The organism is Pseudomonas salicis, assembly GCF_057128705.1.
The window spans coordinates 863,685-888,251 of record NZ_JBSKHU010000001.1 but is presented as its reverse complement, the minus strand read 5'-3'; the positions used below and the strand labels follow the sequence as shown (position 1 = coordinate 888,251).

The following is a 24,567-nucleotide window of genomic DNA, read 5'->3' as shown; positions in this document are numbered from 1 at the left end:
ACAAATCCTTCTGGCCATGCTTCTTTTTGTCTTGCTTACAGCCTTCCGGCATCCCGGTCAGGGCCGCGAGAAGGATCTATATCCCGCTTTTGCAGCCACGTTTAGGCCATCCGAATCCAACGAACAGCGGTATCATCGATGCGTATATCCATTCAGACCCGACTCGTCCTGCTTTGCATATTTCCTCTCATCATACTGGCGTCGCTGACGGCCGCAGTATCGATTCTCGAGCTTCGGCGAGCTGCAGATGAGCAGCTTGTAGAAATGAATGACCTGCTGATAGCGGAACGAAAGACCTCCCTTGAACACTCGGTTCAAATCGCCCAGAGCATCATCGAGCCTATTTATCGTAGCTCTGCGCCTGGCGACCTTGTAGCCCGGGCGAAGGCGGTGGAGCTTTTGAAGCAAATGCGTTACGGGAAGGATGGATATTATTTTGGCTATGACTCGCAGAGCGTCCGAGTATTTTGGGCCGATAAAGACGTCAAGATAGGAACCAGCTTCAAGGACTTCCAAGACCCCAACGGTGTTTATGTGGTCAACGCTCTTGTGGCTGCTGGCAAAAGCGGTTCGCATTTTCAGGCCTACAGTTTTCCTTTGCCTGACAGCGATCGTCTGGTAAGCAAGATCGGGTACGCGCTCTACCTAGATAAATGGGATTTGATGATTGGTACATCGGTCAATCTCGATGATATCGCGGTTCAAATGGATAGCATCGCGGTTGAACTCAAGAACCGGAATCACCGAGTTGTGAAGTGGGTTGCCGCGCTGAGCGTGTTTGTTCTGCTGATATTGGCGACCGTGGCAACGGTGCTCATCCGGCGGATGCTCAAGCCACTCAAAAAGCTTCGCGATAACCTGGATCAGGTAGCCGCAGGCGACGGTGATTTGACCGTGAGAATCATCGTGTCGGGTAACGATGAGATCGGGGACCTGGCCGGAGCTTTCAACCGGTTCGTAGATAAAATTCACAGCCTTGTCGGCCATGTAAAAGACATCACCAGCCACTTGAACGATCATGTTTTGAGCGTCTCTGGCCAGGTTGAGCTCACCGAACAAGCAACCCAACTCCAGATGATTGAGACCGATCAGGTGGCTGCGGCGATCAACGAGATGTCCGCTGCAGCGGTTCAGGTTTCAGGTAGCGCCGCCGAGGCGTCCGTGGCGGCGACTAATGCCGAAAATCTGGCAAGTGCGGCCCGGAAAGTGGTTGAAGCAAGTGTTAGGCATGTACATGGGTTGACTGCCAATCTGGAAAGCAGCAGCGCTGCGCTTGACCATTTGCAATTCGAGGTCGGGTCTATTGAGCGGGTGTTGGTAGTTATTCGTTCAATTGCGGAGCAGACAAATTTGTTGGCCTTGAATGCCGCTATTGAAGCCGCTCGGGCTGGCGAGGCGGGGAGGGGATTTGCGGTTGTAGCCGACGAGGTTCGAGCGTTAGCGAGTCGAACACAGTCCAGTACGCTTGAGATTCAATCGATGATTGGACGATTGCAATCAGGAGCGGCGGCAACTGTCGAGTCGATGCAGCAGTCTTGTGAGGCGGGTAGATCGACCAGCGGTGAGGCAGAAAAAGCAATGGCGGCGCTTTCGGAAATCACGTCCCTGGTGAGCACGATAAATGCGATGAACGCCCAGATCGCGAGTGCGGCTCATCAGCAGACGGTGGTCTCGGAAGACGTCAACAGAAGCGTTCAGCAAATCGCATTGGCTTCTGAAGACATGGCGAAGAAAACCAATGAAAGCTCAAGAGCTACGCGCAAATTGGCGAATCTGAGCTCGAGTCTTGGAGATGCTGTTCATCAATTTCAGGTTTAAATAGTCGCCCTGTACTCAAGCCGTATTACGTAGGCTTGGGTGCTTCATGCCCTGAATCAAGGCGCCACAGGGTGGCGCCTTGATTCAGTCGGCTGTCGATGCGCGTTACCGGCTTAGCTGACCTCTTTGGCCACTGCTTCGATTGACGCTTGAGTGATAGAAATGATTTCGTCTGCTTCGGCGGTCGTCAACACCAGAGGCGGTGCGAATCCGAGGACATCAGCATGCGGCAATGCCCGTGCGATTAGCCCGCGCTCCATGCATGCGGCCGCAATCATGGGGCCAACCTTTCTCGCAGGGTCGAAAGGAGTACGCTGGTCTTTGTCGGCTACGAACTCAACCGCTGCGAGCATTCCTACACCTCGTACTTCGCCAACGATAGGGCTGTCCTTCAACGCTTCGCGAAGACGCTGATTGAAATAGGCCCCAACCTGCGCCGCGTTCGTAGCGATGTTCTCTGTCTCGAGGATATTGAGGTTCGCCAGCGCAGCAGCTGCACATACTGGATGGCCCGAGTAGGTCCAACCGTGGCCCATCGGGCCTTCGCGCGTCGACGCCTGCTCGATGACATCCCAGACTTTCTCACCGATGATCGAGGCCGACATTGGTGCGTATGCACTGGTCAAACCTTTTGCGACAGTGATCAGGTCCGGCTTCATATTGAAAAATTGGCTACCCATGGGAGTGCCCAGACGGCCAAAACCACAGACAACCTCGTCTGCAATTAGCAGTACGTCGTATTTGGAAAGCACTGCCTGGATAGCCTCCCAGTAACCAACCGGAGGAACGATGATTCCCCCCGTTCCCATTACTGGTTCGCCAATGAATGCCGCAACGGTATCAGGCCCCTCTTTTAGAATGAGCTGCTCAAGGTCCTCGGCGCACAGGCGGACGTACGCAGCCTCATCCATCCCGGCAGGCGCTTTGTAAAAGTGTGGGCACATGGCGTGCCTGACGTCTTGCTGAGGCAGATCGAAGTTCTGATGGAAGCTGGGCAGCCCGGTGAGGCTCCCGCTCATGATTCCCGAACCGTGATAGGCACGCTGGCGTGCGATGATTTTCTTTTTTTGCGGGCGGCCCAAAACGTTGTTGTAGTACCTGACAAGTTTGATTTGGGTTTCGTTGGCATCTGAACCAGAAAGCCCGTAATAGACTTTCTTCATCCCTGTTGGAGCCCAATCGATGATCCGGCGCGACAGCTCGATGATCGCTTCGGACGAATGCCCGGCGTAGGTATGGTAATAAGCCAGCTGCTTCGCTTGCTCATACATCGCCTCAGCAATTTCAAGGCGGCCGTATCCGATATTCACGCAATACAGCCCGGCGAATCCGTCGATGAACTCGCGTCCCTCACTGTCTTTTACGCGGATGCCCGAGGCGCTCTTGATGATTCTTCCCTTGAGCGCTCCAGTGGCATGGTCATGTGCATGTGTGGATGGATGCATGAAGTGCGCACGGTCCGCTTCAAACAATTCGTCGTATTGAGTCATGCTGATACCTCCAGTAATGGAAATGAAGCTCGTCAGGAAACGGGGGCGGTGTCGGTCTTGATGTGAACGTCCAGCTCAAGTTCGACCCAAGCTTTATCGGGCAGACTGCTGACTCCGACCGCTGTGCGAGCAGGTAAAGGAAGGCTGGGAAACGCTATTGCGAGGATTTCCGAGGCGGCGTCTAAGACCGCAGTGTGAGCAGTGAAGCTTTCATCGCTTCGGATGAAGCCGCGCAATCGAACCAGGTGCATGACTTGCCCCAGTTGACCTTCGCACGCCAGGTTGAGGGCCGCCAATGTGTTGAGCATCGCTACGCGTGCAGCAGCCCGCGGAGTTTCCAAATCGCTTCGCTCTGAGCAGACACCTTGCAGCGCTACGCCATCGATGCGGCAGGTCTGCCCGCTAATACTCACGTGTTTGACGTAACCTGCGATGAGGCAGGAGTACGGCGCGTAGTGGCCCTTGGGCTTAGGCGCTTGAGGGAGGTTTAGGCCTGATGCTGCCAGTCGCTTTTCGGGTGTAACGGCTGTCATAAAGGTCCTCCAGCACTCAAGCATTAGCCTGCGTGACAAACTTGCTGTTTAAATAATTTTCGATCGCCTCGCTGCCACCTTCAGCGCCATGCCCAGAATCCTTGATGCCACCATTGGGTGTTTCAGGGAGCGCCAAACCCGCGTGGTTGATAGACAGCATCCCGCTTTCGATACCTTGAATAAGCCGATGTGCAGTAGCGCTCGACGTCGTATATGCGTAGGAGGCAAGTCCGTAAGGCAGCCGATTAGCTTCGGTCAGGGCGTCATCGAGATCTTCAAAAGAGCTCAGCAGTGCCAAAGGGCCGAAGGGTTCTTCATTCATTGCTCTGGCGGTCGCCGGTACATGTCCAAGAACCGTAGGTTGAAAGAAACACCCCTGTTCCCCTACCTGTTCGCCTCCGCAGAGCAACTCGGCGCCACATGCGATCGCATCTTCTGTAAAGGCCTTCATTGCTGCCAGGCGCCGGCTGTTCGCCAGCGGTCCCATGCCGGTGTCAGGTGACAAGCCATGGCCTACGCGAATAGCTTTCGCATGCGTTACGAACTCAGATGCGAAGCGCTCATAGACGCTTGCTTGAATCAGAAAGCGAGTGGGCGAGATGCACACCTGCCCAGCGTTACGAAATTTACTGGCTGCCATTGTCTGGGCTGCAACCGAGATATCTGCATCAGCGCAGACGATGACCGGGGCATGGCCCCCAAGCTCCATCGACATGCGCTTCATATGAATCCCCGCCATGCCTGCCAGTCGTTTGCCGACAGGAGTCGATCCGGTGAAGGTCACTTTTTGAATCACAGGATGGGCGATCAGATAAGACGAGATCTGGGCCGGGTCGCCGAACACTAGATTCAAAACGCCAGGGGGAACACCCGCATCTGCGAAGGCCTGAATCAACGCGGCAGGAGATGCGGGTGTTTCCTCGGGAGCTTTAGCGATGATCGAGCAACCTGCCGCAAGCGCCGCGCAAATTTTCCTCACGATCTGATTGAGCGGAAAATTCCATGGAGCGAAAGCTGCGACTGGACCGACCGGCTCGCGAATGACCATCTGAGCGACGTGCCGACTGCGAGAAGGGATTACACGTCCATAAGTTCGCAAGGCTTCTGATGCAAACCAGTCAATCACGTCGGCAGCTGCAAGTGTCTCCGCTCTGGATTCAGCGAGCGGTTTTCCTTGTTCGAGCGTCATTAGGTGCGCAATCGATTCGAATCGCTCTCGAATCAGGGTAGCCGCCTGACGCATCACCTTGGCACGAGTGAAGGCAGGGGTGTCTTTCCAGGCGAGGAAACCCTGCGACGCGGCACTGAGGGCAAGGTCAAGGTCCTCAATTGTGGCACTCGCGACCGAGCCTATGGTTGACCCGTCTGCTGGGCTGATGATCGCAAGTGTTTTTTCATCCGAGGCCTGGCGCCACGAACCATTGATATACAACAGGGTATTGGGGTAATTCATAGATCTCTCCTGAGGGTCGTGTCTCAACCTATCAAGGCAATTCCGCGCGCAGCACGAGACGGCCGTTTACCGAGCCTTCCCGCAGGCGCACTAAGGCCTGATTTGCATCCTCTTGAGGGACTATCTCTACGGGGATGGGGGCCAGCTTGCCGGTCTGGGCGAGCGCGACGACAGCGCGCAGGTCTGCGGGCGATCCGACGAAGCTGCCTTGGACGGTCAACGCGCGGGTCGCCATGATGGGCAGCGGGATGGTGAGGTCTCCGCCGTACAGACCTACCTGTATCAGCTTTCCGCCTTTGCGCAGGCTGTCAAATGAGAACCGGGCGCTACTGGACCCGTTTACGAAATCAATGACTGCAGCAACTGGGCCACCGCATGTTTCGATGATGCGTGCTGCGACATCTTCACCACCTGCGTCCACCACGTCAGAGGCGCCATGCAGTAGCGCTGCTTCACGTTTTTCTGGACTGATTTCCACCACTACGATCTTGGTATGCCCGAGCGCTATGGCCATCGATATCGCAGCCAGTCCCAAGCCGCCAGCGCCGATAAGCACGAGCGATTCTTCGGGTGGTAGTGGCAGTACCTTGCGCAGTGCTGCATGTACTGTGATCCCTGAACACGCGTAGGTGGCCGCAACGGCGGGATCAAGGTTGCCAGGGTCCACAAGATGACGCGGATGAGGCACAACCACGTGAGAGCCGTAGCCCCCATGCTGATATACCCCGATGCTTCTGAGCTGCTGGCACATATTGTCTTGTTCGGCTTTGCATGCGCTGCATTCCCCGCAGCCCACCCATGGATAAACAATTAGCATGTCACCGACTTCAACGCCTGATGCATCCGGGCCGAGGCGGGCAACACGGCCAACCACCTCGTGCCCCATGGCCAGTGGAAGAGTCATTCCACGTTCGGTCATCTGTAGTCGTTTTGATCCGCCTAAATCGTAATAGCCATCCCAGATGTGCAAGTCGGAGTGGCAGACTCCGCAGTACGCAACCTCGAGCAAAATTTCGGTGCCAACGGGCTCCGGAGTTTCAAGCTCAAGGTGGCGCAGCGGTTGCCCGCATTCGCATACAGCCCATGCTTTCATTACGCGTACCCGTCGATTCAAGATGGATAAAAGGGTCAGTGAATGTGCTGCAGAAATTCCTGCAGTCGTTGACTGGGTGGGTTGGTCAGCAGGTCTGATGGGGGACCGTCATGCGCAATCGTTCCTCCATCCATAAACAAGAGCCTCGAGCCTACCGTGCGGGCAAAGCCGATTTCGTGGGTCACCACGACCATCGTCATGCCTTCAGCGGCCAACGCCTGCATCACCTTGAGAACCTCATGTCGAAGCTCGGGGTCGAGCGCTGAGGTGGGTTCGTCAAACAGGATGAGTTTGGGCTGCACGGCCAAGGCGCGAGCGATCGCCACTCGCTGCTGTTGTCCACCGGAGAGCTGTGATGGGTAATGATGCTGGCGATTGCTTAGGCCGACCTTGTCCAGCAACTGTGCAGCTATCTCTCGTGCTTGAGCCTTGGATTGCCCCCGGGCCCGAATAGGCCCGAACATCACGTTTTCCAAAGCCGTCAGGTGAGGAAACAGGTTGAATTGTTGAAATACCATGCCTGCTTCGAGACGGATTTGACGCAGTTGGGCTGAGCCGCCCAGAACGCTAATTCCGTCTACCTTGAGATCGCCGCCACTGATGTGTTCAAGACCGTTTATGCAGCGAAGCAAAGTGGATTTCCCGGAGCCAGACGGCCCGATGATGACGACGACCTCACCTTGAGTGATCTTCAGGTCCACTCCGTTGAGGATCGTGTGGTCGCCATACCGCTTGATGGTGCCTTCGAATTGAATCATGGCGTAGCTGTGCCTCGTTCAAGCAGTCGCAGCAGTCCTGCCACTGCGCTGATAAGCAGCAAGTAGATGACGGCAACAGTGCTCCAGATCTCGACGGTCTTGAAGTTTGCCGACATGATTGCCTGTCCTTCTCGGGTCAACTCGGCGACCCCGATAACCAGGAATATGGCGGTGTCCTTAATGCTCGATATCACCTGGTTTCCCAGCGCCGGAATTGCACGGCGCACAGCCAACGGCGCCAACACATAGAGCAGCACACGCCAGAACGGCAACCCCATTGCGAGACCTGCTTCGCGTAAGCCGTTAGGGATCCCCTGAAGCGCACCACGCACGATTTCAGCGAAGAATGCCCCTGAGTTGAGTGCGATAGTGATGATTGCCGCGTTGACCCCGCTGATGCGCAGGTCCGCCAGCATAGGTAGCGCGAAGTAGATGAACATCACCTGGACGACGATTGGCGTCCCGCGAATGAGGCCAACATATCCGCGGGCCAATGCATTCAGCACTCGACCGTAGGTCAATGCTGTCCCTGTCAATGCGCCGATGATCAAGCCCGCGATCAAACCGGACACCGAGATAAAGATAGTGACCTGCAGACCGGCTAGCAGATCCGGCAATGCGGCTGGGATGGCCGCCCAATCAAAGTTCATGCGAGGTAGTCTCCGTTGGCTGTGACGTCTAGATCCTGCGTTCGCAAATCAAGCCGGATCTGGAGCCTGGCCGAACCACTTGCGGTGCAGCTGCTCGTAGCGACCATCTGCCTTGATCTTGGCCAGCTCTTTGTTGACCGGCTCAACCCAGCGACTACCTTTTTGAAAGCCGATACCGTAGTCCAGACCGGTCACGATAGGAGGCGTGATGAGCTTGACCTTGCCTTTGCCTTCTGTGTTCGCGTAGTACACCAAGTTAGGCGTGTCGTGAACTACGGCGTCAATACGACCGGTTTGTAGTTCCAACAGGGCATTCACGATGTTTGGATATTGCCTTACATCGACGGTCTTCAACGATTGCAGATAAGAAACAGTGGCTGTTCCTGTTTCGGCTGCGACGACTTTTCCTTTTAATGACTCTGCGTTAGTAATGTCGTTGTTATTGATGCTGACGATGGCGCTCTCGCCGGTCTTATAATAAGAATCTGAATAGTCGATCACTTTTCTGCGTTCTTCCTTGATGTACAATCCGGCCAGGACCACATCAATGTTGCGGGTCTGCAGAGCAGGGACCAAGCCACCGAAATCCATAGGCTGGAGCCGCCATTTGACACCTAGGCCTTTTGCGATTTCACGCCACAGGTCGATGTCGAAGCCTACATATTCATTGCCTTGCTTGAATTCGAACGGAAGAAAAGATGTGTTGCAACCTACGACTAATTCCTCCTCTGCGCTGGCGAATACTGCGGTTAAGGAAAGAGGAATAGCGATAAGCCAATGCTTGAGCTTCTGGAAACGGCGCATGATTGATCCTTTATTAGTTTAATATCAGTATGCGGCAGTTAGAAATGGAACTTGATCCACGCCATGGCGCGGGTCGGATCTCGAATTGTGGGTGTCTTATTGTGCTGAATGGGTCAGCTGTTTCACTCGCTGACGGTTTGATGTTAGGACCGGGGAGGGGGTGAGACAAAACCAAAGCGCGACTGGGGCTGATCCAATTTGCGACAGCAATTTCGAGTCTGAGTGCGTGGGTAAGGCAAACGGTCAGGTACGAGCTAGGAACCAGGTATCAAGGTTTGATTGAGCTGCCGTGAATGTTTGGTCGCAACCCTAAGCTTTCCAGCAAGCGTGTGAGGTGACCGCTGTTGGCAAAGCCCAGCGCGCTACTCACGGCGGACAGACGATGGCCGCTGTTCAGCATTTCCATTGCGCGTGTTGCCAGCAGTCGGCGGCGTGCAGCTACCGGGCTAACCCCTAGCTCATCTTGGCAGACCCGCTGCAAGGTGCGGGTTGAAACCCCGAGGAGGCAGGCGACCGCTTCAACTGAGGGCATCTCGCAGCCATCGTCCAGCCCGCGCATAAATGCTCTCATCATCTGCGCGCTGAGGGCCTCCGATGCTGGTGCCAGATGCATGCGTCGGCTGCTGCCTAGTTGCTCAACCAGCGCTTTAACCAGCCATTCAGCACTGCTCGGCTTGAGCACTGGGGACATGAGCGCTTCGAGCATTGCCTGGCTTGATCCGTCTAAGTGAACTGGCCCCACCAGTTTAGTGAGGTCGATCAGATCGGGAGCGAGGTACAGCTCTCCGTGGTGTTGGCGAACGGTTTCGGAGCGCGTTCGATGGGCAACGGAAGCGGGCAAAAGAAGAGCGATGCCGCGAGTCAGCGTGATACTGCCTGCTTCTGATGGGGCTTCGCCTTCTGCGTCGGCCCAAGTGGTCTTGAGTCCGCCTAGTCGTGGCCACAGCAGCATGGCGCAGTCATGCATATGCCATCGATATTCGTACTTCGGTTGCTGACTCAACTGCAACGCAAAACCGGTCTCAGAAGCCATTGGCAGTTTTGATGACATATACGCGGTAATCGTCATAACCAAGGCTCCGCCGGAATCGGTATGTGCCCCCAGTCTCAACATCATCAGTGCCGCGTGCAACTGTTCACTGACGGGCGTCCACTGCCGCAAAACGGATTGGGCGTTGGCGGCTATTGGTTTGGATAGGGCAGGCAAGCCCCCATAGGCTGTGCCTCTTTATCGTCCAACGCCAAGGAGTAAACCGTTGAGTGACGTCAATTTGATCAGAGTATTTGTCAAGGATTCTGGTGGCGGGAACCCTGTGCCACTGGTTGCAAACGCCTCTAATATGAGCGCGGATGAGATGCGAAAAGTCGCGCTACACTACGGTCATGAATCTTGTTTCGTGATGCCTGTCGGCGACCCGGAATGTGACTATCACCTTCGATTTTTTGTGCCCGAGCATGAGATGGAAATGTGTGGGCATGCGACGGTGGGCACCATGTGGGCTTTGCGTCAATGGGGACTGTGGCAAGAGGACGTGGCTTGGGTGCAAACTTTAAGCGGACAGGTGCAAGTTGTCTGGGATGAGCCTACTAAACGAGTATGGATTTCCCAGCCGCCTGTGACCGTTGAGACCCTCAGCGACGACCAAGCTCATTTGATAGCGAGCGTTTTGGGCCTGCCTGCAGGCTCAGAAAACTTCACAGTGGTGAATGCCGCCACCAGTCGAGTGAAAACACTTATTCGGCTGTCTGACACTCATATTCTCAACACGCTCAAGCCGGATTTCAAATCAATCAAAGCCGTCTGTGAAGTCATCGGGTCGACAGGGCTTTATCCGTTCGCGGAGTCTTCTTCGGGCATGTACAGCGCGCGCCAGTTTCCAAAGGCTTCAGGATATCCAGAGGACGCAGCGACTGGGATTGCTGCGGCAGCATTATGGGGATATCTCGCTAAGACGGGCACCGCAGATCCAACGGCGGTCTGCGCCATTAGCCAAGGTGAGGCAATGGGCTCACCTTCTTTGATTGAGGTTAAAGCCCGCTACGATGAAGAGGGACGCGCTGCTGGCTGCTGGCTTAGTGGTGAGGTCATCTGGGCGGATGGTGCTCCGCGCGCTTAGAAATCAAGCGATCGCGTCGCGTATTTGTCGCTGTATCCACTCACAGAAAATGGTTACCCCGTAGCTGTGTTCTTGAGTGGTTGAGGTCAGCAAATAGTAGCCCGCGGCGCGCTCCATTGGCCTATTGAACGGTGTGATCAATCGTCCCGACTCCAACTCTTGTTTAAGGAGTCGGGTTTGCCCCATTGCTATTCCGAGCCCCTCGGCAGCTGCTTGGTAAGCCAGCAGGGAGCTGGGGAGCGACGCTCGATTGTCCTTATTGTTCAGATGCATGCCGTCGACAAAGGTCAGCCAATCTGGCCAGTCAGCGGTGCGGTAATGCGAGTCGAGTAGTTTGAAATGACGGAGATCCTCGGGAGCGTCTAACGGCGCCTTTCCTTGAAGTAAGGTGGGGCTGCAAACAGGCTCGATGATGTCAGAGAACAATTTGAGTGCTGAGGGCCCCGCCTGATCATCCCTTACAAATTCAATCGATATGTCCTGTTCATCCCGATCAAAGTTCGCAGGCTTAACGCCTGTGCTTAGCTGTACCTTGATATTGGGATACGCCGCTTCGAATCCAGGTAGGTAGCGAAGCAGCCATTTCGCAGCGAACGTTGTGTACGCTCGGATTCGCAATGTCTTGTCCTGCCGATGTATTCGCTCGGTCGCGCGCACGATTCCGGCAAACGCTGGGCCGATTTCCTGCTGGTATTCCATGCCTACCTTGGTCAGGGACACGCCTCTGGCTTCGCGCTGAAACAGGCGAACTCCCAGGTAATCCTCGATCAGTTGGATCTGCCGGCTGACAGCCGACTGCGATACGCTCAGCTCCTCTGCTGCTTTGGTCAGGTTGCCCAGCCGGGCGGCCGTTTCAAATACCTTGAGAGCGTTTAGGGGAGGGATGCGTCGCATGGGAGCCATACCAAAAACTCATGGATCACTACAGTATCGGAATTTGTCCTCCCGAGCTAGCAGCCAGATGATGGTGGTCAGTTGAACCCATAAGAGCATTAATAAAAATGAATTTTGAGCTGACAGACGATCAACGTGCTTTTCAGGATGCCATCCGCCGATTCGCCAAGGACAAATTGGCCGACGGAGCACTTGAGCGTGCCCACTCCACCGATTACCCGGCTGACATCGTGCAGTTACTCGTGGATCAAGGCCTCTTCGGCATTACGATCCCCGAGGCCGACGGAGGGATCGGTGGCCAGCTCATGGACGCGGTCATCGCGATTCAAGAGTTGGCGATGGTCTGTCCAAAGTCAGCGGATTTGGTTCAAGCCGGCAACTTCGGCGCTATTCGCACATTCGCAGAATACGCCAGCGATGATCTGAAGCAGCGTTATCTTCCTGACCTGCTCGCGGGGAAACGCCTGATGGCGTTGGGTATGAGCGAACCTGAGGCGGGCTCTGCGGTTACAGAGTTGAAGACCAGTGCGCGCGAAGACGGTGACCATTACGTCATCAAAGGCACGAAGGTGTTCTCGACTCACAGCCCTCATGCCGATCTGTTTCTCATCTACGTTCGTTTCGGTCCAGGCCTGGACGGCATTGGCTCGGTCATCATCGAGCGCGGTACACCCGGATTCGACGTAGGGCAGCCTTCCCCTTTTATGAGTGGGGAGGAGTGGTCGCAGCTGTACTTCGAGAATTGCCGGATTCCGAAAGAGAACGTTTTGCTTGGGCCGGGTGGCTTCAAGAAGCAAATTTCCGGCTTCAACGTGGAGCGTATCGGCAACGCTTCTCGCGCAGTGGCGCTTGGTCGTCATGCATTCAACATCGCTCGCGAGCATTGCTTGAACCGCTCGCAGTTTGGCCGCCTTCTGTGCGAGTTCCAGGGGTTGCAGTGGAAGTTCGCTGAGATGGCCCTCAAGCTCGACAGTGCTCAATTGCTGCTGTATCGGGCTGCAGTGAACGCCGACAACGGTCTGCCCACTGCTTACGAAACATCGATCGCCAAGCTGGGCTGCAATCTGGCAGGTTTTGAAGTGGCGAACGAAGCCTTGCAGGTCATGGGTGGTTACGGCTACTCCAGCGAATCTCTGGTTGAGTACTGCGTGAAGCGTACCCGTGGCTGGATGATCGCCGGGGGCTCTATCGAAATTCTCAAGAATCGCATCGCCGAAGATATCTTCGAGCGTCGCTTTGACCAGAGGGCCAAGTGATGACGTTGACAGGGCGAGCACTGGCAGACGCATTGATCCGGCCACGAGTGGTGGCGTTGGTCGGCGTATCTGATGACCTGTCAAAAACGGCTGCGAGGCCGCTGGCATTTTTGCGGCGTTCTGGGTACCAGGGCACGATTTACTGCGTCAATCCGAGCCGCGAGACCATTCAGGGTGAAGTCGCTTACAAGTCGTTGAGTGATCTGCCGGAGAAACCTGAGCACGTATTCATTCTCACCAATAGTGATCTGGCGATTAATGCTGTTGAGGAATGTGGCTTTCTGGGTATCAAGCTCGTGACCATTCTCGCCGGCGGTTTCTCCGAGTCAGGGGAAGCCGGCGTTGAGCGCGAGGAGCTACTCAAGACGCTTGGTGCGCAGCACGGAGTGCGCATCTTGGGGCCATCGAGCATCGGCGTGGTGAACGTCAAATCCCATCTGACGCTGACTGCAAATGCTGCGTTCGCAGAACCTGGTCTGAAAGCTGGTGGCATTTTCTGTGCGTCGCACAGCGGCAGCTTGATTGGGGCAATGATTTCCAGGGGGGCGACACGTTCCTTGGATTTTCACAGCTTGGTGTCCGTGGGGGGCGAGGTCGACCTTTCAATCGGAGAGATCTGTTCGTCCACGCTGGACGACCCAACCATCACAGGTTATCTGCTGTTCCTAGAGTCGATGCGTCACGCTGATCGACTTCGTGAGTTTGCGATCGCGGCTGCGGCCCGAGGCAAGCCAGTGGCGGCTTATAAGCTTGGACGTTCGGAGGTGGCTGCTGAATTGGCGGTCTCTCACACCGGTGCGCTCGCTGGTGAGGATTTGATCGCGGATACCTTCTTGCGTGATTGCGGTATCGCCCGCGTGGAGACGTTTGAAGGACTGCTGGAAATTGCACCTTTGCTGGCGCGCATGCCGAGCGTCCACCGCACACGCCCTTTGGCAGTGGGTGTTATCACCACTACGGGTGGTGGAGCAGCGATGGCAGTGGATCAACTCGGTATTCGTGATGTTAATGCGGTCCCTCCCAGTGCGGAGACTTTACGTCGACTTCGCGAGCGCAACATCGCGGTCAGCGCTGGATCAATTATCGATCTGACACTTGCCGGCACACGTTACTCGGTGATGCGAGATGCCCTTGATGTCTTGATGGACGCCCCCGAGTTTGACTTGATATTGGCAGTGGTAGGTTCTTCGGCGCGGACGCAGCCTGAGCTCGCCGTGAAGCCAATCATTGACGCGCGTCACGGCAATAAACCGTTGGCCTGTTTTGTTGTGCCAGAGGCGCCGCAGGCAATCATGTTGCTCGGTGAAGCCGGAGTACCTTCTTTCCGTACGCCGGAGAGCTGTGCGGATGCTATTGCTGCTCTGGGCCGGCGTAGACCGCCATCTCCCCAGGGAGCGGCGGCGCGAGCTCCAGTTGGTAAAGCGCGCACGCTCAACGAGCTTGATGCGTATGGCCTTCTCACCAAACTTGGTATCGACAGCGCGCCCTCGATTGCACTGGAGATCGATGCGCCGATTCCTGAACTGCCCTTCGAGTTTCCTGTTGTTGTGAAGGTGTTGCATGACCAGATTGCTCACAAAACGGAAGTGGGTGGTGTGGTGTTAAACGTGCGCAATGAAGCCGAGCTGCACCGAGCAATCAACACGATCGGGAAATCGGTTACGGAGTGTTTGCCCGACATCGAACTGACGAAAGTTCTGGTACAGGCTCAGACACGTGGGGTTGGTGAAGTCCTAATCGGGCTGCGCCGAGATCCAGAGGTGGGTTATCTGGTCATGCTCGCTGCTGGTGGAGTGATGACGGAGATCTACCGGGATCGTTCGATGAGGCTTGCGCCCGTAACGATTGAGTCTGCCCGCGAGATGATCTCCGAGGTCAAAGGGCTTAAAGCCCTGGCTGGTTTCCGAGGCAAACCCAAAGGGGATCTTGAGGCTGTGGCCCAAGCGCTCGTGAGCCTTTCAAGATTGGCTTCGCTGAGCAATGCCGTGGTTGATGAGGCGGAGGTGAATCCCTTGATCGTGATGCCCGAAGGTGAAGGCGTCTTGGCCGTTGACGGGCTAATAACCGTATTCACGCAGTGATCGTTGGCGAGGTCACTGAGACCTCGCCTGTCAGTTCTAAATGCTTAATAACAAGAGAGACAGGCATGGACATCCAACAGCTTGTAGAACGCGTCAACAGTGACGCATGGCTCGTCCACCGTGGTCGCTATCTGAGCACACGTTTTCTCGTCGCGTCCGGCACTGACCAGTACGTGATTGAAATCCATAAAGGTCGTATCGACTCGATCGAGCAGGGCCCATTTGTTATGGCGCGCTGGACCTTTGCGATGAAGGCTGAACCGCAGGTTTGGGAGAAGTTTTGCGTCTCCCACCCAGCTCCGCGCTTTCATGACCTCATGGCATTGATCCGTTTCAAGACACTTATCCTGGAAGGTGATCAACACCCATTCATGGCCAATCTTTTGTATCTCAAAGATGTTTTTGCCTGTCTGCGGCCGTTGGAGACTTCGCTATGAATTCTAGTAACCAAGCATATTTCGAACCGGTAACTGGCCGCTATCTGCACCTCGAGTTAAAAGGTCTGCCACACCGGATCTATGTTGAAGAAGCTGGCGAGGGTATTCCTCTTCTGTGTCTTCACACCGCCGGTGCGGATAGTCGCCAATACCGTGCGTTGCTCAATGATCCAGAGTTGCTTGCGAAGTACCGCGTTATCGCATTCGACCTGCCTCGCCATGGCAAAAGCTCCCCAGCGGCGGGATGGCACAAATCTGAGTACAAGCTGACGTCACGAGATTACGTGGACATCGTTTGTGCAGTAACCGACGCCTTGGCACTTGAGAAGCCCATCGTCATGGGATGCTCAATTGGTGGCCGCATTGTTCTGAATCTGGCGCTTGAATGCCCCGAGCGGTTCAGCGCATTGATCGGACTGCAGTCCGGTGCGCACGTGCATCCGTATTACGACCTGCAATGGCTGCATCGTCCTGACGTTCAGGGCGGTGAAACTTGTGCGGGAATCGTGTCGGGGCTGATCGGGCCGAGCGCTCCGGAAGCCGACCGCTGGGAAACATTGTGGCATTACATGCAAGGCGGCCCAGGCGTGTTCAAGGGCGACCTGCACTTCTACAAGATCGATGGCGATCTTCGCGAAAAGGTCAGCCAGATTGATACGAAGCGTTGCCCGCTTTATCTCCTCACTGGGGAGTATGACTACTCCTGCACGCCAGAGGACAGCATCGAGCTTGAGCGCTTGATTCCTGGATCAAAGTTGACGTTGATGGAAGGGATTGGCCACTTTCCAATGAGCGAAGATCCAGAGCGTTTCATCGGCTACCTGCGCCCGGTACTCGAGCAAATCCAAGCCTCTCAGGTGGTCCGTAATGGCTGATCGTCGAGTCCAAATCAGCATATTCGATGGCGTGGCTGTGTTGACGATTTTCAACCCTCCAGTCAACGCTGGCTCCGTCGCCGTTCGACGTCAACTGCTTGAGGCAGTCCAGACGTACTCGAATCGTCCGGACATCATCGCGCTGGTGTTGATTGGGGCAGGAAACACATTCATCGCAGGCTCGGATCTGAAAGAGTTTGGGCAGCCGTTAGAAGCTCCCCAGTTGCCCGAACTGATCGCAGCCATTGAGCAGTCCAGCAAACCGGTCGTCGCGGCACTCCATGGCGCTGCGTTGGGAGGTGGCTTTGAGCTCGCGCTGGGATGTGATGCACGCATTGCCGCACCAGATTGCGTGGTGGGGTTACCGGAGGTGACCCTCGGCATGATTCCAGGCGCTGGCGGTACTCAGCGCTTGCCTAGGCTGATCGGAATTCCTAAAACCATCGAACTCATCTGCGCGGGCACTCGGGTGCCCGCCGCTCAAGCGTTTGTTCTTGGCGCAATTGATGCCCTGACTTCCGACGATCTGTTGGTGGATGCGATAGCGTACGCGCGGCATGCTCGTAAGCGCCGTGTCGCGGAAATGAAGGTTCCTGAGTCAGATCCCGATTCCGTCAATACTGCAAAACATGACGCGCTTTCTAAAGGTCGAAACAGGCCAGCGGTCGCAGAAGCAATTGAAGCTATTTTAAATGCCCAACGTTTGCCTATAGCTGAAGCGCTGCATCTTGAGCGTGCAGTATTTCAGCGGTTGCGTGAAAGCCGCGAAGCTGCCGCCCTTCGTTATCAATTTTTTGCCGAACGTTCCGCAGGTAAGTTGCAGGCGTTGGAGGGGATTGAAGCACGAACGGTTGAGACCGTTGGAGTGATCGGTGCCGGCACCATGGGTAGCGCTATTGCTGCCGCGTTTCTTGATGCGGGTATGCGAGTGACACTCGTAGAGCAGACCGCCGCCAAGCTATCGGCGGGCTATGCACTGCTTTCTGATCTCTACGAGCGCCAGGTTAAGAATGGACGTCTTGATCGGCTTGCGCGAGATGCGCGCCTTGCGAGAGTCAAAGCGACCCTGCACTACGAGGATCTCAGTTCGTGTCAGATGATCGTTGAGGCTGTCTTCGAAGAGCTTCAGGTGAAGCTCGACGTGCTGGAAAAACTAGCGTCCGTCGCGGGGCCTCAGACGATTGTCGCCACTAACACCTCGTATCTGGATATTGATGTCATCGCGGCAGCTCACACTTATCCGGAAAACGTTTGTGGCTTGCATTTCTTCAGCCCAGCCAACGTGATGAAGCTGCTAGAAATCGTCGACGCCGAACGCACCTCACCGACGACACTGGCCACTGCTTTATCAGTCGCCAAGCGGCTTAAGAAAGTACCGGTTGTTGCGAGAAATTCCTTTGGCTTCATAGGCAACCGCATCTATTCGGCTTACCGACGCCAGGCTGAGTTTTTGATGGAGGAAGGCGCGTCGCCTTACGACATCGATTCCGCGATGGAGGCATTCGGGTTTGCCATGGGACCGTTTGCCGTTGCAGATCTTTCGGGGCTCGATATCGCGTGGCGGATGCGTAAAGCGCAAGCCTCACAGCGTGACCCTGAAGCGCGATATGTCGCGATTCCTGATTTGTTGTGCGAGCGAGGCTACCTAGGTCGCAAGACTGGCGCGGGGTACTACCGGTACGCCGAAGGCAAGCGCGAGCCCGATCCTCTTGTCCTCGATCTGATTATTGATTACCGAGCGGATAACCGAGTCGTCCCTAAAGAATTTACGACGGATCAAATTCAGCGGCGGCTTCTGTTAGCGATCGTCAACGAAGCTGCATTGGTCATGGCTGAGGGTGTAGCCACCAGCGAAGTCGATATCGATCTCGCGTTCGTCAATGGTTACGGCTTTGCGCGCTGGCAGGGCGGCCCAGTGTTCTGGGCCAAGGGGCAGGATCCTGCTCAGTTGCGTGAAGAGTTGATGGCACTCGGCGTTGTGAGTGGCCCTGGTGTCGCCTTGGGCGACCTTTCAGTATTGGGAATCTGACGTATGGATGCTTTCTCGATGCAAAGTCAGTCATACCCATGCCTTGGTAGCCGCATCGGCGGCAAGCGGATCGAAACCGGCGACGTTCTCATCGCTGTAGAAAATCCGGCGACCGGTGAAATCCTCGGCCAGTTACCTTATTTGGATAGGGCGAGTGTAGAGGCTGCAGCTGTATCCTCAGCCCAGGCATTCAAGGTATGGCGCAACTATTCACCCGCGGATCGAGCCCAAGTCCTGCATCGGACTGCACGGCTATTGCTCGCCCGTAAGGATGAGTTGGCCTGGCTCATTACTGTTGAGCTGGGTAAGCCTTATGAAGAGTCCCTGCGCGAAGCCCAAACCGCGGCTGAGTTGTTTGAGTGGGCAGCCGAGGAAGCTCGTCGCGCTTATGGGCGGACGATCCCTGGCCGGTCATCGGATGTCAGGCAGTACACGGTTTATGAGCCCATCGGTCCGGTTGCCGGTTTTTCAGGGTGGAATGCTCCAGCCATCACGCCTGCGCGCAAGATCTCCGGTGCATTGGCAGCAGGTTGTTCGATAGTCATGAAACCTTCCGAGGCCACTCCAGGGTGCGCCTTGTTAATTGCGGATGCTCTCGAGGAAGCAGGGCTTCCTGCGGGAACCTGCAACATCGTGTTTGGTGATGCCGCAATGGTCTCGGAATGTCTACTCGACGATCCCCTGATCAGGATGCTGACCTTCACCGGGTCTACGCCTATCGGCAAGCAATTGGCTGAGCGAGCGGCCAGAACTCTCAAGCGCATGACGCTAGAACTGGGCGGGTACGCCTGCGCGATGATCTTTCCCGACGTCGACGTCGATGCGGTCGCCGACAGTGCAGTGACCGCGGCATACCGCAACTCTGGACAGGTATGCACATCACCCACTCGGTTTCTGGTGCATGAGTCTATCTACCCGCGTTTTGTCGAGCGGTTCAGTCGCGGCGTCGCGGCGCTTCGGGTAGGAAATGGCCTGGTCCGTGAAACGCAAATGGGCCCATTGGCCAACGCTAGGGCCGTGTCTTCGATGCAGCGGTTGGTCGACGATGCGCGCGCTCGAGGAGTGCATGTGGTTGTCGGTGGAGAGCGGATCGACGCTCCCGGAAACTTCTACCAGCCCACGGTTTTGGTCGGACTGACCGACGATTGCCTGGCGGCCCAGCATGAGCCGTTTGGACCGGTAAAAGGCATCACGCCGTTCAGAGATCTCGATGAAGCACTCGCGATTGCTAACCGCCTGCCGTTTGGATTGGCCTCCTACCTGTGGACCCACGACACGCGAGTGGTTGGGGCTGTAGCGAACCAGATCGAAGCCGGCTCGCTGGCTGTAAATCAGTGGAGTGTGTCTTCGCCAGAAACTCCGTTTGGAGGCGTTAAGGACAGTGGCCAAGGGCATGAAGGCGGGACTGAGGGGGTTCAGTCCTTCATGCAGATGAGGTTCGTCTCGCAAAAGTACTGATGATGTTTCATAGCGGCGTGCTGCAACCAGCGCGTCCGCCACTACAACAATAAGTTTAAGAGCTGGCGGTATCCCATGAACACAAATCGACTCGAGACGATCGCCAAGATTGTCCGCAATGAGAAGTATCAGTTATTGGTGCGGACGCGCTCACGCTTTGCGCTGAAGCTTTCGGCATTTGTCCTGGTTATCTATTACGCCTTCATGATGATCGTGGCATTCAAGCCCGCATTGCTGAAGACCCCGGTGAGCGACACCTCGGTGATTTCCATCGGCTTTCCGATTGCAGTGCTGATGTTCGTGCTGTTTTGGCTGCTCACCGGCTGGTACGTGCATCGCTCCAACACAAGGTACGACCAAATGAGCCGTGATGTGATTCAGGAGGTGCTCAAGTGAGCGGGCTATTTTCCAAACTCAGTCTATTGGCTCTCTTGCCTGTTGCGAGCTCAACCTTCGCCGCTGATATCGGAGCCACGGCCAAGCAGCCGTTGAACATTGAAGCTATTGGAATGTTCTGTGTGTTCGTCCTGGTCACTCTGGGCATTACCTATTGGGCATCGCGTAAGACACATACGACTTCAGATTTTTACACCGCGGGAGGTGGCATCACGGGTTTCCAGAATGGCCTCGCTATCGCTGGCGATTACATGTCTGCGGCGACATTACTTGGTCTCTCCAGTTTGATATTTGCCCGAGGTTTTGACGGCATTATCTATTCGATCGGTTTTTTCGTCGGATGGCCATTGATCCTGTTTCTCATGGCCGAACGACTGCGCAATCTAGGGCGGTATACCTTCGCGGACATCGTGACCTACAGGCTCGATGAAATGCGCACCCGTTCGCTATCCGCGTTTGGGTCGTTGTCAGTCGTGTGCTTCTACCTGATCGTACAGATGGTTGGTGCCGGGCAGCTCATCAAGCTGCTGTTCGGTCTCGATTACAAAGTGGCCGTCATCATGGTCGGAGTCTTGATGATGCTCTACGTGACCTTTGGGGGCATGCTGGCCACTACATGGGTGCAGATCATCAAAGCTGTCCTCCTGCTCCTCGCTGGTACCTTCTTGACTGTTCTGGTGTTCGCGCACTTTGGGTACAGCCTTGATTTGCTGATGAACAAGGCCGTTGAAAACCACAAAAGTGGTATCAACATCATGAGCCCCGGCAACCTGCTTTCAGATCCCGTTTCCGCCGTTTCGTTGTCTCTGGGCTTGATGTTTGGCACTGCGGGATTGCCCCACATTCTCATGCGCTTCTTCACCGTTTCTAATGCGGTGGAAGCACGTAAATCAGTGTTCTACGCCACCGGCTTCATCGGTTACTTCTTTGTCTTGGTCGCTGTATTGGGGATGGCTGCAATCTCGATCGTCGGCACCGATCCACAGTATTACGAAGGGGGAATCCTCGGCGGCAAGATGCTGGGCGGCAACAACATGGTCGCGATGCATTTGTCGCAAGCGTTGGGCGGGAGCTTGTTCCTCGGATTTTTCTCGGCCGTCGCTTTCTCGACGATCCTTGCTGTGGTTTCAGGCTTGGCGCTGGCGGGCGCATCTTCAATTTCCCATGACCTGTACGCAACGCTCTTTCGCAAGGGTAAAGCGAGCGAGAGTTCAGAGCTAAAGGTCACCAAGATTTCGACTGTCTGCATAGGGATCGTTGCAATCTTCTTGGGCGTTGCTTTCGAAAACCAGAACCTGACATTCCTGACCGGTTTGGCTTTCGGCATCGCGGCATCTTCCAATTTCCCGGTCCTGATCCTGTCCATGTACTGGAAAGGTCTGACCTCGCTAGGTGCAGTGATTGGTGGCCTCGCCGGTCTCGTCAGCGCTCTTGTTCTGGTACTGCTTTCACCTAGCGTCTGGGTTCAAGTACTTGGCAATCCGCAAGCAATCTTTCCGTATGACCAACCGGCACTGTTCTCGATGCCATTGGCGTTCGTTGTGATCTACGTGGTTTCGAAGCTTGATAGCAGCGCGAAGGGCAGGGCTGAGCAGGATGCGTTCGAAGACTTGTCGGTGCATGCAGAGTTGGGCTTGAGCGTCGCGGCTCCTAGCGCTCATTAAGCTGGGCGCATTCAGCAGCAGTTCCAGGTTTGGGTAATTAATAAGGTGTTTCTATGAGTCGTGACGTTTATATCTGCGACGCCGTTCGCACGCCAGTCGGTCGGTTCGGTGGAGGGCTTTCGAGTGTTCGTGCAGATGACCTAGCAGCTGTTCCACTTAAAGCACTGATCGAACGTAATCCTTCGGTGAACTGGTCTTTGCTGGATGAGGTGTTTCTCGGCTGTGCTAACCAGGCGGGGGAAGATAACCGCAACGTGGCTCGCATGGCGCTGTTGCTCGCGGGTTTTCAGGAAAACATTCCCGGCGTGACCCTCAACCGGCTGTGTGCTTCTGGCTTGGACGCCGTCGGAGCTGCGTTTCGCGCGATCGCTTCAGGCGAGATGGAGCTGGCGATTGCTGGCGGAGTCGAGTCCATGTCACGTGCTCCTTATGTGATGGGCAAGGCCGATAGCGCGTTCGGCCGGACACAGAAAATTGAAGACACGACCATAGGCTGGCGGTTCGTAAACCCCGCGATGCAAAGTACGCACGGTGTTGATTCGATGCCGCAAACTGCGGACAACGTTGCATCTGCGTATAGCGTTTCCCGCGAGGACCAGGATGCGTTTGCCTTGCGCAGTCAACAGCGCGCAGCTCGCGCGCAGGAAACGAACTTCTTCGCCGATGAAATAGTGCCAGTGCTGATTAAAGGCCGAAAGGGCGACACGATCATTGATCGCGATGAGCATCTGCGTCCTGAGACAACGCTGGAGGCGCTCGCGAAGCTGAAGCCTGTCAATGGCCCTGGTAACACCGTCACCGCCGGCAACGCCTCGGGAGTAAACGACGGCGCTGTGGCGATGATCCTAGCCTCTGCAGATGCAGTTCGTGCTCATGGCTTGAAGCCTCGGGCCCGAATTCTAGGGACGGCGAGTGCCGGCGTGGCACCACGCTTAATGGGTATTGGGCCGGTGCCAGCCGTTCGTAAGCTGCTCGCAAGATTAGGTCTCAACGTGCATGACTTTGACGCCGTTGAACTCAATGAAGCATTCGCAAGCCAAGCCCTTGCCGTGCTTCGCGAATTGGGACTCGAGGATGACAGCATATTCGTGAACCCCAACGGCGGAGCTATCGCGTTGGGGCATCCATTAGGGGCAAGTGGTGCCCGGTTGGTACTGACACTCCTTCATCAATTGGAAAACACAGAAGGCCATAAGGGGCTGGCGACGATGTGCGTCGGTGTTGGACAGGGAGTGGCGCTAGCGTTGGAGCGAGTCGATTCCTCACAGATGGTATGAGGTCTGAGCAGAACTCCTCAGTCGCCTGATTCGAAGTTGATCAAGAAGTAAAACCCGCAACGGATTTTATCCGTAGCGCGGGTTCGTTTTGCCCAAAAGAAAGCCAACACGACAGTGAGTAAAATAAAAATGAGAATAACTTCGTCACCAACTTCACGATTTCTCGGCACGTTGTGCATAGGCACCGCGGTAAGTTCCAGTGCTATGGCGGATTTCTTATCCGATAGCCATGCAACCTTGGGATTGCGGAATTACTACATCAATAGTGATTTTCGAGACGACAGCGCTGCTCCCTCAAAAAGCGAAGAGTGGGCGCAGGGCTTCATGTTGAAGTTCGAGTCGGGATACACCAGCGGGCCGATTGGATTTGGCGTCGACGCGTTAGGTCTTGCGGCAGTTAAGCTGGATGGCGGCAAGGGGCACCATCCTGGCGGATCCATGATCCCAGACGCCTCCGACGGCTCTGGGGTGGACGAGTGGAGCCGAATGGGCATAACTGGCAAAGCCCGCTTTTCCAAGACTGAACTCCGCTACGGAACGCTAATGCCGAAGCTACCAATTTTGGTGTCTAGCGATGCGCGTTTGCTTCCGCAGACGTTTGAAGGTCTGTTAGTGACTTCCAAAGAAATCGATGATTTGACGCTGACTGGCGGCTGGATCGATAAAGCGACGGGCCGCGCTTCCACTAACCGGACAGGCCTTGCGGTGTTGGGTCCGGCTGCGGGAAACCAGGAGAGTGACGGTTTGTTTCTGGCAGGGGCGGACTACAAAATAACCAAGCAGCTGACAGGGCAGTACTACTACTCGAATCTCAAGGACTACTACACGCAGAACTTTCTTGGTTTGGTTCATCTGTTCCCGATTGGCGACAACCAATCGTTGAAGACCGATCTTCGTTATTTTCGCACCCGCTCGGACGGTGCGAATAGCTCTGCATCTGGCCGGGCTGACGGCTATCGGGTAGGTGGGTACACGAAGGACGGTACCGGAGAAATCGATAACGATACTTGGTCCGCCTACATGACGTATTCCCATGGCTCCCATACGTTTACTGCGGGCTACCAGCGAGTATCTGATGACAGCAACTTCGTCCAGCCGAACCAAAATGGATTAGGTGAGGGGGCTGTGGGTGCGGCCATTTACCTGTACACCGACCGACTTGTTGGGCAGTTCAACCGTGCTGGTGAAAACACCAAATACGGTGCATATGGGTATGACTTTTCCGCCCTCGGCGTCCCAGGATTGACCACATCGATTTCTTACTATGGCGGTCAGGGAATCAAGACTGCATCAGGTCACGATGCTGATGAGTGGGAGCGTGACCTGTTTGTCGATTACGTCATACAGAGTGGCCCCCTCAAAGGGGTTGGGCTGGGATGGAGGAACATCATGTACAGGGGGGACATCCAACGTGATCAGGATGAAAACCGTCTGATCATCAGTTATGCCTTCACCCTGCTTTAGTAGAAAACCAATACGACGCT

The 24,567-nt window shown here is 55.5% G+C and carries 21 protein-coding genes and 1 pseudogene; 13 read left to right on the top strand and 9 right to left on the bottom strand.

All coding sequences use genetic code 11. The features are described 5' to 3' along the window. Positions 1 to 138 precede the first annotated feature (138 nt). Positions 139 to 960 (top strand): annotated as a pseudogene (locus ACWKWE_RS04115) (cache domain-containing protein); the annotation flags it as partial. Between the two features lie 114 nt (positions 961 to 1,074). Continuing rightward, positions 1,075 to 1,818, top strand: a complete 744-nt coding sequence (locus tag ACWKWE_RS04110) for a methyl-accepting chemotaxis protein (protein ID WP_483849980.1) — start codon at positions 1,075 to 1,077, stop codon at positions 1,816 to 1,818. Between the two features lie 113 nt (positions 1,819 to 1,931). Here ACWKWE_RS04110 and ACWKWE_RS04105 read toward each other — a convergent pair whose 3' ends face one another. The 8 genes from ACWKWE_RS04105 to ACWKWE_RS04070 form a co-directional block, all read right to left on the bottom strand. Then, a complete protein-coding gene (locus ACWKWE_RS04105) occupies positions 1,932 to 3,308 on the bottom strand; it encodes an aminotransferase (RefSeq protein ID WP_483849737.1) in 1,377 nt (458 codons plus the stop codon). A gap of 32 nt (positions 3,309 to 3,340) precedes the next feature. Beyond that, complete coding sequence (locus tag ACWKWE_RS04100) at positions 3,341 to 3,841, bottom strand: RidA family protein (RefSeq protein ID WP_483849736.1); 501 nt, start codon at positions 3,839 to 3,841, stop codon at positions 3,341 to 3,343. Between the two features lie 16 nt (positions 3,842 to 3,857). Then, positions 3,858 to 5,294 (bottom strand): NAD-dependent succinate-semialdehyde dehydrogenase, encoded by a 1,437-nt coding sequence (locus tag ACWKWE_RS04095; RefSeq protein WP_483849735.1) that lies wholly within the window; start codon positions 5,292 to 5,294, stop codon positions 3,858 to 3,860. 31 nt (positions 5,295 to 5,325) lie between these two features. Continuing rightward, a complete protein-coding gene (locus tag ACWKWE_RS04090; protein ID WP_483849734.1) occupies positions 5,326 to 6,387 on the bottom strand; it encodes an alcohol dehydrogenase in 1,062 nt (353 codons plus the stop codon). Positions 6,388 to 6,422: 35 nt separating this feature from the next. Further along, positions 6,423 to 7,145 carry a glutamine ABC transporter ATP-binding protein GlnQ gene (gene glnQ, locus ACWKWE_RS04085; protein ID WP_483849733.1) on the bottom strand — a complete coding sequence of 241 codons (723 nt, stop codon included), beginning with the start codon at positions 7,143 to 7,145 and terminating at the stop codon, positions 6,423 to 6,425. Further along, positions 7,142 to 7,795, bottom strand: a complete 654-nt coding sequence (locus ACWKWE_RS04080; protein ID WP_483849732.1) for an ABC transporter permease subunit — start codon at positions 7,793 to 7,795, stop codon at positions 7,142 to 7,144. Before ACWKWE_RS04080 ends, glnQ begins: the two co-directional genes overlap by 4 nt. A gap of 48 nt (positions 7,796 to 7,843) precedes the next feature. After that, on the bottom strand, positions 7,844 to 8,599 hold the full coding sequence (glnH, locus tag ACWKWE_RS04075) for a glutamine ABC transporter substrate-binding protein GlnH (RefSeq protein WP_483849731.1): 756 nt from the start codon (positions 8,597 to 8,599) through the stop codon (positions 7,844 to 7,846). A gap of 268 nt (positions 8,600 to 8,867) precedes the next feature. Beyond that, positions 8,868 to 9,668 (bottom strand): AraC family transcriptional regulator, encoded by an 801-nt coding sequence (locus ACWKWE_RS04070; protein WP_483849730.1) that lies wholly within the window; start codon positions 9,666 to 9,668, stop codon positions 8,868 to 8,870. A gap of 187 nt (positions 9,669 to 9,855) precedes the next feature. Here ACWKWE_RS04070 and ACWKWE_RS04065 point away from each other — a divergent pair, with 187 nt between their 5' ends. Then, on the top strand, positions 9,856 to 10,716 hold the full coding sequence (locus tag ACWKWE_RS04065; protein WP_483849729.1) for a PhzF family phenazine biosynthesis protein: 861 nt from the start codon (positions 9,856 to 9,858) through the stop codon (positions 10,714 to 10,716). A 3-nt stretch (positions 10,717 to 10,719) separates the two neighbouring features. On the opposite strand, the gene ACWKWE_RS04060 is transcribed toward ACWKWE_RS04065, so the two are convergent. After that, positions 10,720 to 11,610: a LysR substrate-binding domain-containing protein gene (locus tag ACWKWE_RS04060; protein WP_483849728.1), complete on the bottom strand. Its 891-nt coding sequence runs from the start codon at positions 11,608 to 11,610 to the stop codon at positions 10,720 to 10,722. A 107-nt stretch (positions 11,611 to 11,717) separates the two neighbouring features. Here ACWKWE_RS04060 and ACWKWE_RS04055 point away from each other — a divergent pair, with 107 nt between their 5' ends. From ACWKWE_RS04055 to ACWKWE_RS04010, 10 genes are all read left to right on the top strand, one after another. Continuing rightward, positions 11,718 to 12,866, top strand: a complete 1,149-nt coding sequence (locus tag ACWKWE_RS04055) for an acyl-CoA dehydrogenase family protein (protein ID WP_483849727.1) — start codon at positions 11,718 to 11,720, stop codon at positions 12,864 to 12,866. After that, positions 12,866 to 14,947, top strand: a complete 2,082-nt coding sequence (locus ACWKWE_RS04050) for an acetate--CoA ligase family protein (protein WP_483849979.1) — start codon at positions 12,866 to 12,868, stop codon at positions 14,945 to 14,947. The genes ACWKWE_RS04055 and ACWKWE_RS04050 overlap by 1 nt, the downstream gene beginning before the upstream one ends. A 65-nt stretch (positions 14,948 to 15,012) precedes the next feature. Beyond that, positions 15,013 to 15,384 (top strand): hypothetical protein, encoded by a 372-nt coding sequence (locus ACWKWE_RS04045; RefSeq protein WP_483849726.1) that lies wholly within the window; start codon positions 15,013 to 15,015, stop codon positions 15,382 to 15,384. Then, complete coding sequence (locus ACWKWE_RS04040) at positions 15,381 to 16,259, top strand: alpha/beta fold hydrolase (RefSeq protein WP_483849725.1); 879 nt, start codon at positions 15,381 to 15,383, stop codon at positions 16,257 to 16,259. The genes ACWKWE_RS04045 and ACWKWE_RS04040 overlap by 4 nt, the downstream gene beginning before the upstream one ends. After that, on the top strand, positions 16,252 to 18,288 hold the full coding sequence (locus ACWKWE_RS04035) for a 3-hydroxyacyl-CoA dehydrogenase NAD-binding domain-containing protein (protein ID WP_483849724.1): 2,037 nt from the start codon (positions 16,252 to 16,254) through the stop codon (positions 18,286 to 18,288). The genes ACWKWE_RS04040 and ACWKWE_RS04035 overlap by 8 nt, the downstream gene beginning before the upstream one ends. A gap of 3 nt (positions 18,289 to 18,291) precedes the next feature. Then, on the top strand, positions 18,292 to 19,746 hold the full coding sequence (locus ACWKWE_RS04030; RefSeq protein ID WP_483849723.1) for an NAD-dependent succinate-semialdehyde dehydrogenase: 1,455 nt from the start codon (positions 18,292 to 18,294) through the stop codon (positions 19,744 to 19,746). Positions 19,747 to 19,821: 75 nt separating this feature from the next. Then, the gene (locus tag ACWKWE_RS04025; protein WP_447650520.1) at positions 19,822 to 20,142 is read left to right on the top strand and encodes a DUF485 domain-containing protein; all 321 of its coding nucleotides are present in this window, start codon (positions 19,822 to 19,824) and stop codon (positions 20,140 to 20,142) included. A 26-nt stretch (positions 20,143 to 20,168) separates the two neighbouring features. Further along, positions 20,169 to 21,806, top strand: a complete 1,638-nt coding sequence (locus ACWKWE_RS04020; RefSeq protein ID WP_483849978.1) for a cation acetate symporter — start codon at positions 20,169 to 20,171, stop codon at positions 21,804 to 21,806. 53 nt (positions 21,807 to 21,859) lie between these two features. After that, positions 21,860 to 23,083: a 3-oxoadipyl-CoA thiolase gene (pcaF, locus tag ACWKWE_RS04015; protein WP_483849722.1), complete on the top strand. Its 1,224-nt coding sequence runs from the start codon at positions 21,860 to 21,862 to the stop codon at positions 23,081 to 23,083. 129 nt (positions 23,084 to 23,212) lie between these two features. Then, positions 23,213 to 24,547: an OprD family porin gene (locus ACWKWE_RS04010; protein ID WP_483849977.1), complete on the top strand. Its 1,335-nt coding sequence runs from the start codon at positions 23,213 to 23,215 to the stop codon at positions 24,545 to 24,547. Positions 24,548 to 24,567: the final 20 nt, after the last annotated feature.